Genomic DNA, 12,083 nt, shown 5'->3' with positions numbered 1-12,083 from the left:
GCGTCCTCGTCAGTGCTCGGGGCTTCCTCGGCGCTCGGTCGACGAGGAAGTCGCGGTAGTGGAACCGAACCTCACCCGCCACCGTAGCTTTGGCGTCCGACAAGTCGGCAGGTTCGGCGAGCGTCGCATCAGGCGCCACAGAGCCTCAGGGCCAAGGTTGTCACCAGTCCCCTCGCCGGATCCGCTCGTCGGACACGATCCCGTAGACGTACCGCCCAGAACGTTCGGGGCATCGTGGAATCTCCGACGGCCCCCCGATCGGCCATTCCTCCAGTGCTGACCTGATCTCGTGCCACTGCACGTTGCGCCGGCTCTCGACGATGACCAGCGTGTAGCGGTCGGTCCGGTAGGTGAAGGGCTTGCCGGTCTTCGTGTAGAAGACCTCTCCCTGGTGCTCCTCGATCCGAGGCCTCGCCGTCTCCATGTTGGGACCGACCGGCACCGGCTCGGGCGGAAGCGGCGGTGGAACCGGATGCCCTGCCCACCGGAGGCGTTCCTCCGGCGTTGGCTCCCTGCTGATCCGATGCCAGGATGCGCTCCCTCGCACGGTGGTCGACGTGACCGCCAGCTCTGTGCCGTCCGGCAGCACCCCCCGGCCGGGCTCTCGGTAAGGCTCCGCGACCCTGATGTCACGCCGCTCGTAGCCGAGTCTGCTGACAACTGACTCCAGGGTCCCCATCTGAGTGTTCCCGACGTACGACCACTGGTCCTCGCTCGCATCGTCGGAGAACTCCACCACGCCGACGAGGTAGACCCCGTCCTCGTTCGGGTCACCGAAGAGCTGCCGCAAGCGGTCCGGTCCGAAGTCGCCCGTCATCTATCCGTCCACCCCTGCATCGCCGCTGCCATGAGATTCTCCGTCGATCAGCGCGATCACAGCCTCCTTGGCTTGCGGCTGCGTCGCGTGCTGTGCCATCCGGGACCCGATCACGGCCACCCTACTGAGCACCTCGGCGGCCTCCTTGAGTTCGGTTGAAGGCGGCAGCACGAAGCGCGCGCCGAACTCGACCTCACCGCTGAGCTTGGCCTGCCCCTCGCCGTAGCCATAGCCGAGGAACACCGGAGCGCCGAGTTCCTTGAGCCGAGCCACGCCATCCTTCTCCCACTGCAACCTCTTGCGCGGCGGATGGAGTCGCCACGGAATCCAGCCCTCGTAGGCGAGGTACTCCTGCCAGAGCAGCGCCAGGTGATCCCAGTCGTAGGCCTTGGAGGAGGTGACGTGCTGCTGCACGAGGAAGAAGCGGACTTCGACCCCACCAAGCCCGCTGCCATCGACGAGCTTGCCGACGTCCTGGGTCGGCAAGCTCTCGGTGGCTTCCCAGCGGACGGTGTAACCGCTGCCCGGAATCGGGGCGTCCACGATCGCGACGTACAGGCCACCGGAGCCGATTTCCTGGATGGACTTCGATGAGCCGCCGGGCAAGGCGTTGGTTCGGCAACTGCGCCCTGCTCTTGAGCGCAGGGCGGTGGTCGAACCAACCGCGCCCTGGTGTCAGGGCCGGCGTGCTGGTCGCGCTGGCGATGGCCGGGGCACGGGTCGGACAGGCGCGGCGGTTGGCTTTGGCGTGGCCGTCTTCGGCTGGGAGGCGGCGAGGTCGTTCAAGACGGCGTTGACCACGGGCCAGCACATGTCCAGCGTGTCGCGATCCGGGGTGTGGGCCTCGCGGATCTCTGCTCGCGGATGGACGAAGTTACGGTACTTGCGCAGCTCGTGACAGAAGCGCTCCACGTCGGCACCGATCCATCCTGGGTCGTGGCAGGTCTTGATCAAAGTGTCGAGGGTCACCCTGTCTGCAGACGTACTGCCGAGTCGCGAGGCGTCGCGTTCGCGCACCACATGGACCATGACGCCTTCCAGCAGGCTGCCGAGCATGATGATGGCGGCCACGTGAGCGCCATTGGCGTAGCAGGTGCGTGCCTCGTCCAAGCGGTGTTGGAGCAGGGCGGCCATCTTCCGGTCACTGATGAGATCGGTCATGGCTGCGCTGAGTTCGGCAGGACCCTGGCTACCCGGGTGGGCAAGGGAGGGGTCGCAGGCGACGAGACGGGGGCGGCCGCCAGGATTCTCCAGGCGTGCTCCCTCGTAGACCAGGAACGCGTTGACCGCGGAGACGACAGCGGGGAGCTGGTCCGGCTCGTCAAGGTATTCGCGAGGGTCGGCCAGGCGAAGCAGGACCCGTTCCAGCTCGGTGGGCTCTTCTCGGCGTTCGTTGAGCCGGGCGAGCGTCCATTCCATCCTGTACTCGCCGTTGTACTCAGGCACCCGCTGCCAGCCGGCGTGTTCCAGGAAGCGCGCGATCTCGAAGCCCTTGCGGTAGTAGAGGTGGTCGTCGCCGCAGATGACGCGCGCGAGCTCCTCCAGGGTGTTGGCATCGAGGATGCCGAGTGGGGACTGCGCAGTCATGCCGAGCCTTCCGTGCTGTCGTCGGTTTCGTCGTCTACTTCGTTGTCTTCTGCCTTGTGGAGCGTGTTGGCCAGATCGTCCGTACCCGGGTCCTCGGGTGCCTCCGCCATGTCGTCGGCCAGGCCCTCGTCGGAGGAGAGGTCGAAGGGGGTCCACTGCACGGTGGTGGGTGTGGCGGACGAACGGGTCCGGTCACTGGTCCCCTCGAATGTGGCCGGATGGATGCCAAGTCGTTCGAGCTCATCCCATAGGCCGGACAATGCCTCCTCAGGGTCGAATCGGAACTCGCTCTCGCGAATCCGCCAGAACGTCCAGCCGACGCGTTGGAGTTCACGGTCGCGCCGTTGGTCATGCCGGATCTGCTCGGGTGTCGAGTGATACCGGTCGCCGTCGCACTCCACGGCCAGGCGCCCACGTGCCCCTACGACGACGAGGTCGAGGCGCTTGTTCCCTGCCGGATACTGCGGGACGACGTGATATCCGCGGGCCTTCAGGTGCAGGTAGACCTGCTGCTCGAAGAGCGATTCGAAGGGCTTCTGCGGCACATCGCCCACCACCTCTCCGATGTCTTCGGAGCCGGCAAGTGCCGATGGCGGGTTCTCCATATAGGACAGGAGGTTGAGTCGCATGTCCTCCCTCTTCAATCGGTCCGGCGGTACCGAGTAGAAGAGCCACATCTGGTCCTGTGCCCGGGACGCGGCGACGTTGTATGCCTGTCGTTCGCTGCGGGCACCTCCCGTGATGCGCGGCGGATCGGTGACGACCATCGACAGCAGGATGACGTGCCGTTCGTCTCCCTGGAACGACGCCGGGCTGCCCACACGAATCTGGTGGCGCTCAAGCATCGGCGCCGGGATACGTTCCTGGATGAGCTTTTCCAGGAGCTTGACCTGACCGATCGACCCCTGAAGGGTGATGACGCCCATGGTCCGGTCGCGGTAGTCAGGGTCCGCTACGAGCCTGGCCAGGCAGTCGACGATGGCCTCGGCCTCCTTCGGGTTGCGGATCCTGCTGTCGCGCCCCTGGGTAACGGCCCCTTCGACGAAGTGGGTCACGAGGGGGTCGAGGCGCTCACCGCCGTACTGGCGCAGAGGCTGCAGCTTGTTGTTGTAGAAGGTCTGCGAAGACCAGCCGATGATCTCCGGCATGCAACGGAAGTGCTCCTCCAACCGGATCACCTTCGGGAAGAAGGTGGACAGGAGCTGGTAGAGGTTGGTGGAAGGTCCGTACAGCGTGCGCAGCCTCGGCGGCATGTCCGGCAGGTGCGAGACGAGCCGGTCATGGATCGCCTGGTGCCGGCCCATGCCACTGAGTGGGGGCGCGCACTGTTTGTCGTCCCCCACGACGATGACGCGGGGCGCCAGCCACAGCAGGAACAAGGCGTCCATGCCGGCCTGACTAGCCTCGTCGACGATGACGACATCGAACGCGTCCCGCCTCGGTTGCACCATCTCGGCGACCTGGGAGATGGGCATGACCCACGCGGGAACCGCTTCCTGCGCCGTCTTCATGGCGTCGTATGCCGCGGCACGGTAGCGGCCCGCACCGCGCCCTTTGCCCTTGCCGTACGAGGACATGTGGTTGCGGTACGCCTGGAGCGCTGACCGCTGCTCTTGCGTCATGCGGTGCAGACAGTGCCACCTTCCCCAGGTGGCAGCGAGTTCACCGGTGATGTCCTCCAGATGACGTTCACACTGAGCCAGTTCGCCTTCGATCTGACGTTCGCGTCCCGGTGTGCGCTGACGGTGGACGAAGGCCGAGGCCACGGCCCAGGCCCACGCCTCCGCCAGAGACTCCAGGCGAGCTTCCCATGCCCGGTCGCCAGGGTCGTGCGTCAGCTGGTCCGCGAGCAGCGGGTGGGCCCGGCGGACGCTTTCGAGTAGCACGGCGCACCGACGCCGGCGGTGTTCACGCCGGTGAGCCTCGCGCAGCGCCTCAAGTTCCTTGGCGTATCGGTCGACGTCCTGCTCCCGAACGGCTTGGGCGGCGGCCACAGCTTCGGTGGTGGGGTGGGAGCCATCTACCGGTGTGCGCAGTTGCTCCTCCCAAGCAAGCAACTGGGCGATAGCCTCGTCCGCCGCTCGTCGGTCGGAGACCGCAGAGAGGGCGCCGGCGAAGTCCTGCCATGCCGACTTAGAAGTGAGAGCGATGTGCATCCCGTGATGTACGAGCAGCTCGTCGATGCGCTCGCGGCCGGCGCCGAACGTGTCGACATGTTCCAGGCGTGCGTACGCCTCCGTCAGCGACGCCAGCCGAACTTCCAGCGGCCCTTCGGATACGGGTACCTGCACTTGGCCCCACCGCTCCGCAAGCGTGGCAACGGCGGAGCGGGCGCGGAGGTGAGCAAGGGCGGCGTCGAGATCCTCCAGGGTTTCGGGTGAGTGACCGTTCACAGTGCACGAGTCGAGGAGGTCCTGCGCGGCCTTCTGCGCCCGCGAGGCACGGAAGCTGCCGCGGACTCGCAGCTTGCCACCCGAGACGAGGTGCTCGCGCAGCGCAGAACCCGCCGTGAGCATCGCATCCCCTTGTTCCGTGGAGAGCTGCCCGGGCACGGTGACGCGCGTCATCCCCTGTTCGTTCAGCCGTTCTGAGATGTCGACGAGTTGATCGGCAAGTCCGGACACGCGACGCCACAGTGCGAGGTTCTCACGGGAGAGTCGGTCGGTGAGGGCCTTGGTGGCCCACTTGCCCTCATCCCATTGTGTGGCCTGCGGAGACAGACCCAGGTGGTGCAGAGCCGTACGGCAGGAATCCACGAGAGAGGTCAGCTCATCGGTGACAGAGCTGTCGAGCCTGGCGAGATCGCCGCGGATGCGGACCGCCCCAGAGGACAGTCCCTCGTTGGTGACGCGGCTGGCTGAGAGTGCCTGGGCCAAGGCTTCGGGGGAGGGGAGGCCGTCGGGGTCTGGCAGAGTGCCACCGGCGCGTGGCTCAGCCGCACCGTCGCGCAGCAGGCTCAGCAGTTCCACCGCTTGCGTGGGGGACAGCGGAGGGACAGACGGGGTCGGGCCGTCAGCCGGCAAAAGACCGATCCAGGAGTGATGTCCGGCGCTTTCTTGCACACGCTGCACAATTGCGGCGAGAGTGCCGGCGTATCCCGGTGCGATCTCCGGGTGCCGGTAGACCTCGGCCTCCCGCAGTGCGATCACCTGCTCGGTGAGCGTGCTGATCCTTCCCCGCACCTCCTCCCGGCGGGCGGAGAGTCGATGGATCTCGTCCTGCAGCTGCTCAGGGTCACTCGCGGCGACCTGATCGGTGAGAGCGTTGACCGTGCGTTCCAGCTCGTCCGCCCCGTCCTGCCGTGCCGAGCTCAGCAGGAGGACGCACAGGTCCCGTACGGCGGGAGGAAGCTTGTCCCGCAGGACCGTCAGGGCCTGGTCGCGGGCGCTGGTCACCAAGACCCTCTGCCCCTGCGCCAGCAGCGCGGAGACCAGGTTGGCGATCGTGTGGGTCTTGCCGGTGCCCGGTGGGCCTTGAACCACCACGCCCGTGTCGTGCTCCAGCCTCCGCAGGACACTGCGTTGACGTTCGTTGGTCTTTCCTGGGAAGAGCGGGTCGTCCCCGAATAGGGGCGGAATCTCGCGGCCGTCCCAGTTCACGCGCTCTTCGGAGTTCAGCGGCAGTACCAGCTGGGCGAGGCCCAGAGGCGCGTGTCCCTCGGAGGACACGCTGTCCGCGATCCGGTCGTAGAAGCCCAGCAGAGCATTGCGGTCCCGTGGACGCAGCACAAGTGCGGGAGCGTACGTGAGACGCGCGCCTGCTTCGGGCTCGCGGGGCGGCTGCCACTCGGCACTGAAGGACACGGGCCGTTGCAGTACCTGCTCCTGCCACTGGGCCAACTGCTCCAAGGCCTCAGATCCAAGCAGGTGCAGTGACTGGGCCGCGATCTCCTCGGTGAGCGCGGCCGAGCGTTCGGGCGCCCAGCCGTCATCGGTGTCGAGGAATGATTGATCCTCTAGCCGCACGGCTCCCTCGGCCATGAGCCGCACTGTGAGCCTGGCGGTCTTCCGGTCTACCAAGGTCTCCACGCGGTGGGTGAGCAGGTGACGGTGAATGGCGTCACCACGCGGATCGCTCCAAGTCAAGAGCCCTGTGGCGAGCACGAGTTCTAGCTGATCATCCTGCTGGGTCAGCTTCTGGTGCCACCCGTAGACCTGGTCGTACAGCTCCCGAAGGGCTCGCTCCGCGCGCTCCCTCTCCGCCCACTTCCGCCAGCGCGTCAGCCAGGGACCGTAGGCTCGGAGTACCTCGTGCGCATCCTCTCGGCGGACGGTCTGCTCCGCTGCCTGTTCCCAGGATTGGCTGCCGTCCGCTGCGGGCACGAGTTCCTGCCCCGGTCCTTCATCTTCAAGCGGCGGGTCACCGCCGTCCGCGTCCTGGCAGCGTTCCGTGGACACCCATCCATCCAGCAGATCTGGGAGTGGGGGCGGCGATGTCTGCGGAACGTGGTCAAGCGTGAACAGCAGCCCGTCGAGTCGGTCGGACGGGCGTCGTACCGAGGGGGGCATGGCGACCAGCCATAACCGCTCCCTTGAGCGGCGGTCATCACGAAGTCGTTGGTTGCTGCTCTGCACGACCTCCTTGAGGAAGCCGATCAGACTGGCAGTCTGGCCGATGACGTCGGGGTTCTTCGCGTGACGTCGCGGTACGTTCACTTTTCTCCTCCCGGCTGGTGGCGAACGTTCCAGGATCGGGATGAGCAGTGGCAGGGGCAACCTGTCTCTGGAAAATGGCGAAATACGAGCTTCATCTGGGCTGAATCACCTTGATCCCAGCGAGTTCCTCGTGGAGATCCGTCGACCTTCGGTAGCGGTGCCCCGACGCTCTACGTATCTGGGGGCAATCAAGCCGGGAGCTCGGGAGAGTTAGTTGCGCGAGCGAGTTCCAGGCAGCCCCGATGGCTTAGTCCATCTAAAGGCGCATGGGTGGGGAGGACAGGGCATAAGGCGGCTCGGTTGACGGAGTAGGGCCTTCTGGGTGCTTACCAAGGCGGCGGGCGGCACTCTGAACAGTCGAGGGCTGGTAGCAGGACGCGAAGCGTCGTCGGCGTCATCCCCTCCCTCGGTGTCGCCCCCTTGCTTCTAGGGAGCGACACCGGCCATGCGGGCCCTCAGGCCTGTGGCAACACCCGCATGGCGAGCACAGAGCCGTCCTGGTGGACGGATACGGGGCCGTCCCACTCCGAATCCCAGGCTAGGAGGGGCCAGCTCTTCCGCTGGGCGTGGATTTCCGTGCGGTACTGCTCGACGCGGCCTTTCGCGAGGTGGCGGAAGAGGTCGTTCGCGACCCCGGAGAAGGCCTCGACCCGGGTCCTGTTGAGGCGGAACACGTGGTCGGTGCCAACGAAGTCGATGTCGAGGAGTCGTTGGTTCGCGTCCTGGACGCTGTCGGTGGCGGCGTGGGTGGGGTCGGTGAAGTGGCGCTGGCCTTGCCGTTTGGTCAGGTACTGGGCCGTAGCGGCGCCATCGCCAGCGAAGGCGGTCAGTCCGGCCGCCGCGGTTCGGGCGAGGACCTGCCGGAACCAGGCATAGTGCTCGGGCTGTACGTGGAAGCCGAGCTGCGACTCCGGTTTCCGCTCGCCCTCGGCCGGCGGTTGGATGCCCGGGAAGTTGTTCGCGTCCTCAAGACGGTGGTCAAGACAGGTATCGGGGGCATCCATCGAGCCGGTCAGTCGGCCACCAGTTCCCTGGGCCTGCAAGGCGTGCACCGTGAGCACGCCTTCGGTGGGGAGTTCCGTACTGAACACGAGGGCCGGTGTCTCGTTCCACGGGCCGATGTGCACCGCCTCGACGTGCGCAGAAGCGGACGCGAGCTGGATGTGAGAGGCGGCGGCGTTGCTGTGGTTGCCCTTGCAGGCGATCGGAAGGACCCTCGGCGCCTCTCCGGGCTTCCATATCTCGGCGAAGAACTGTGGCCGGTAGCGGTAGCCAGATCGATGGCCCGCGTCGCGACTGGTCAAAGCCCAGCCGGCCCGCAGCGCAGTGTCCGCGGGGACGATCGAGACCGAGTGGTCCGGGTAGCGGCGGCTCAGGAGCTGCCGGGCAAGGGTCAGGGCGAAGCCGGTCCCGAGTTCCCCGGACTGGATCGCCTTGTAGTAGTCGGCCGTTTCCCGGCCCTCCGCGGAGAGCGTCATGAACGAGTTGATGCTGCCGGCCAGAGCCTGGCTGTACTTCAGGGAACCCCAGTGCTCGGCGAGTCCACGGCTGGCGCCCCGCCGTGAGAGGGCGTTGCCTTGGCCGAGGATGTGTAGCACATCCCAGGGCGTCAGCTGAACGGTCCGGTCCAGCTCCTTCGCGGGGATGGGCCTGAGTTCGGGCTTTCGCCGGAGCTGGTCGAGTTCCTTCTGCTCGCGCGCCTTGTCATCCTCGGCTGCGGCGTCGTCGACGCTGCCGACCAGAGCCGAACTGGAGTGGATCGAGATGTTCGACGGCTGGACGAGATCCTTGAGTACGTCAGCGGCTGGCTTCAACCTGTTCCCCCTACGGCTTCCACGGGTCAGACCGACGTCGCAAGCTACGTGCTGCAAGAGGGGCGCACACAGGGCGTATGCGGGCACATGGCGATGCAGGTCCCCATCGCCGGGCGTGGCGCGCTGGCAACCGTCTCCCCCAGGGCTGCCTCGCTGGCCGCAGGGCTGCATCGCGGGAGATCGCGGGGAACGAGCCATGGCCGACGGGCGCCCTTACTGACACGCGTCGTCTTGCCGAGACTGCTACTCGGAGGCGGGGAGGAATTGGGTGGCAGCACGCAAGAAGCGTCGGTCGGCATCGCGGAAGCGCCGGGAAGCCTGGCTCAAGGCGGGTGCCTGGAGTGGCGTCATCGCATTGGCGCTGCTCGTGACGTTTTGGTCGACGATCTGGCCCTATGCAGTGGGATTGTTGGTCCTCGGCGCGGTCGGCGGTGGAGGCCGGTGGTTGTGGAAGACGGACCGCATGGTCCGGGGCGACGATCGGCGGTGGCGCCACGAGGACGCCGTCAGGGCGGGCCATCGGACGCTCGCCGAGGTCGACGTGATGGACGGCACGCAGTTCGAGGACTTCGTGGCCGACCTCTGCAGGCGGGACGGCTGTACGGATGTCCGCCGCGTCGGCGGCACAGGGGATAACGGTGCCGACGTGCGCGGACGGCTGCCCGATGGCCGCACGATGGTGATCCAGTGCAAGCGGTACGACCCAAAACGGAAGATCTCCAATGGAGAGGTCCGTAACCTCCTTGGCTCGCAGGTGCACTTCAAGGCCGAAGTTGCCGTCTTCGTCACCACCGCGTACTTCAGCGGACCTGCCGAACGCTGTGCCCTGCAGAACGATGTCGTGGCCGTCCACCGTGATCATCTGGACTGTGGAACAACGGTGCGGCGCTCCCGTCTCTTAACGCGGTGAACGGCGCTGGTCAGGGCGACCGGCGTCATCGCGCCCTGCGCAAAGAGACGTACGAGTAACTCCCCCTGGTAGCCGGGCGCTGAAGCCAGTCCCCACGAAGAGTGGCCATGGTTTCACGATGTCAGCTCGGTCAGCGCTGTGCACAACAAGGTCGTGTCCTCGATCGCGCGGCGGCATGTCGGGTCGTCGAGGGTGAGGCGCTGTCCGACACGGAGGGGTGTGCGGGGGACGCGGGTCAGGTACTCCGGGTCGACCACGCCATCGTTGTGCGTGAAGACGTGACGCGCTGCCCAGGTCGAGAGGAGGCGGTCCCAGGTGTCCGATGCGAGCGCGGCCCGTACATCCGGAAAGCCGGCGTCGGTGAAGAGCACGGCCATGTCCTCCAACCGCTGGAAGACGTTGCCTTTTCCGCGGAGCCGGGCATCTGCGTCATGCACGGAAGCTTTGAACAGGGAGGACGCCAGGATTTCGACGACTCCCACCACGTTCTCGATGGTGTCCACCCAGTTGCGTGAGAACACTCCCTGCTCACGAAGGGCAGCCTTGACATCTGAGGGAATCGCTTCGAGTGCGTCTAGGCGAGCGGTATCGGCCTGTAGAGCATCGAACGCGACCGACGCCGCTGGCAATTCGCCGCAGACAGGACAGTAGCGGTGCTCGCTGAAGACGGCGTACTTGACCCGGCAGCCGGGACAGGTTCGGATCCGTACCAGGCGCTCCTCGTCGATACCCGGAAGAGGCCTGGGGTAGAAGGGCTTCCCGGGCTTGTAGGAGAAGGTCACCGGGCTTCCTCGCGAGCTCTTGCGGGCGAGGCCGCCGAGAATGTCGTGAAGTGACCGGCTGACGATCTGGGTGCCCAGGTCCTCGGCAACACGCAGCAGACGTTCCCGCTGCTGCGTAGTCATGAAGTCTGAATGGCCGCTGTGGTGGCCGCAGTAGACGCACCACAGCGTCAGATTGTCTGGAAGCCGTTCGTAATCGTCTGCGTCGATACGGAAGGCCATCGTGCAGTGCGGGCACTCGCGGCCGAGAAACCCGTCGTCGTCGGTGGGGACGGTGACCTGGATCTCGAAGGAATCGCCTTGGTGTCCGACTACGTGGGCACCCTCTGCCATACGGAACTCTTCGTTGTCCCACATGGCTGAATTGTGCCACTGGCCGCCGACAGTTGGGGTTTTCGTACACCTCGTCTATGAGAAGGCGGAGGCACAGTAGGTGTTGCGGATCCCAGCCAAGGGCTCGCGGTCGCGGTTGAAGCGGAGCTTATTGGTTAGGAGGACAGCCCAGCGGCCCCGGGTGTGGCTGATCCACATGCCGGTGCCGGTGAAGCCGTAGTGGACCCAGATGTCCTCGGTGGGGTCGGAGCCGGGGGCGGGGTGCCAGAAGAGGCCGCGGGCGGGGGTTAGGTCGCCAGTTTCGATGCGGAGGGATCCCTTGATCCAGGTGGGCCGAAGGCTGCGTGGGTGGGGATGAGCATGTGGCGGAGGAAGCGGGCCAGGTCGTCGAGCACCGAGAAGGTGCCGGCGATGCCGCAGACGCCGTTGAGGAGGCGGGCGGAGAAGTCGTGGGCAGTGCCCTTGAGGTGGGTGCCGGTGGTCTCGTCGTACTCGGTGGGGGCGCAGCGGGCCGCCTCGGCATCGGGGAGGGGGCCGAAGCGGGTCTGCGTCATGCCCAGGGGGTGCCAGATGCGGTCGGTGGCGAGCTGGTCCAGGGGCTGGCCCGAGAGGTGTTCGGCGAGGTAGCCGAGGACGAGGGCGGCGCGGTCGGTGTATTCGACGGCTTCGCCCGGTGGGCGGTGGAGGGCCTCGTGGAGGACGCCGTCGCGGATGTCCTGGGGGGCGGTGCCGTAGAGGTTCTTCAGGTTGGCGCGCAGCGGCAGGCCGGCGGTGTGGGTGAGCAGGTGGTGGGCCGTGGCCCGGGCTAGGGGGTGGCCGGCGACTTCCTCCCAGAAGGTGCCCAGCGGGGTGTGGAGCTGGAGCTTGCCCTCTTCGACCAGGGTGCCGATCGTGGACCAGACGGCGAGGATCTTGGTGAGGCTGGCCACGTCGAAGACGGTGTCCAGCCGCATCGGCTCGTCCGGGTGGTCGGGGTCGAGGAGGCCGACGGCTCCGCTGGCCTGGATGCCGTCGGCGTTCCCGACGGCCCACACCGCGCCGGGGTAGACCTCGTCGCGTACGCCGGTCTGGAGGAGGTCTTCGATCCGGTCGGTGGGGTGGGTCATGGTCTCCCGATCGTCGTGGGCCGCGGGTGGTCCGCTGGCCAGGTTAGTGACGCGGCCGGGGCGGTGCCTGCTGCGCCAC

Annotated in this window: 7 protein-coding genes and 1 pseudogene; 1 reads left to right on the top strand and 7 read right to left on the bottom strand. The window is 66.7% G+C overall.

What is annotated here, in order from left to right:
- Window positions 1-160: 160 nt before the first annotated feature.
- From ACZ4WZ_RS09460 to ACZ4WZ_RS09440, 5 genes are all read right to left on the bottom strand, one after another.
- Window positions 161-817 carry a hypothetical protein gene (locus tag ACZ4WZ_RS09460; RefSeq protein WP_052874281.1) on the bottom strand — a complete coding sequence of 219 codons (657 nt, stop codon included), beginning with the start codon at window positions 815-817 and terminating at the stop codon, window positions 161-163.
- Entirely contained in the window at window positions 818-1,423 is a 606-nt protein-coding gene (locus tag ACZ4WZ_RS09455; protein ID WP_467887300.1) for a hypothetical protein, read from the bottom strand. It lies immediately after the preceding gene.
- 69 nt (window positions 1,424-1,492) lie between these two features.
- Window positions 1,493-2,404 (bottom strand): hypothetical protein, encoded by a 912-nt coding sequence (locus ACZ4WZ_RS09450; protein WP_467887298.1) that lies wholly within the window; start codon window positions 2,402-2,404, stop codon window positions 1,493-1,495.
- On the bottom strand, window positions 2,401-7,059 hold the full coding sequence (locus ACZ4WZ_RS09445; RefSeq protein WP_467887295.1) for an AAA domain-containing protein: 4,659 nt from the start codon (window positions 7,057-7,059) through the stop codon (window positions 2,401-2,403). The genes ACZ4WZ_RS09450 and ACZ4WZ_RS09445 overlap by 4 nt, the downstream gene beginning before the upstream one ends.
- 455 nt (window positions 7,060-7,514) lie before the next feature.
- Window positions 7,515-8,873: a hypothetical protein gene (locus ACZ4WZ_RS09440; RefSeq protein WP_467887292.1), complete on the bottom strand. Its 1,359-nt coding sequence runs from the start codon at window positions 8,871-8,873 to the stop codon at window positions 7,515-7,517.
- A 268-nt stretch (window positions 8,874-9,141) separates the two neighbouring features.
- Here ACZ4WZ_RS09440 and ACZ4WZ_RS09435 point away from each other — a divergent pair, with 268 nt between their 5' ends.
- Window positions 9,142-9,783, top strand: coding sequence for a restriction endonuclease (locus ACZ4WZ_RS09435; protein ID WP_467887289.1), 642 nt, complete (start codon window positions 9,142-9,144; stop codon window positions 9,781-9,783).
- A gap of 113 nt (window positions 9,784-9,896) precedes the next feature.
- On the opposite strand, the gene ACZ4WZ_RS09430 is transcribed toward ACZ4WZ_RS09435, so the two are convergent.
- Both ACZ4WZ_RS09430 and ACZ4WZ_RS09425 read right to left on the bottom strand, forming a co-directional pair.
- Window positions 9,897-10,922, bottom strand: coding sequence for a hypothetical protein (locus ACZ4WZ_RS09430; RefSeq protein WP_467887286.1), 1,026 nt, complete (start codon window positions 10,920-10,922; stop codon window positions 9,897-9,899).
- Between the two features lie 51 nt (window positions 10,923-10,973).
- Window positions 10,974-12,004: pseudogene (locus ACZ4WZ_RS09425) on the bottom strand (serine hydrolase domain-containing protein).
- Window positions 12,005-12,083: the final 79 nt, after the last annotated feature.

This window comes from Streptomyces sp. NPDC029122, from assembly GCF_055569445.1.
Note: the sequence above shows the minus strand (reverse complement) of the source record. Positions and strands in the feature narration are given on the sequence as shown.

Coding starts and splice junctions, on each gene's coding strand:
- ACZ4WZ_RS09450 (WP_467887298.1), bottom strand. CDS start 2,404: ATGACTGCGCAGTCCCCACTCGGCATCCTCGATGCCAACACCCTGGAG.
- ACZ4WZ_RS09460 (WP_052874281.1), bottom strand. CDS start 817: ATGACGGGCGACTTCGGACCGGACCGCTTGCGGCAGCTCTTCGGTGAC.
- ACZ4WZ_RS09430 (WP_467887286.1), bottom strand. CDS start 10,922: ATGTGGGACAACGAAGAGTTCCGTATGGCAGAGGGTGCCCACGTAGTC.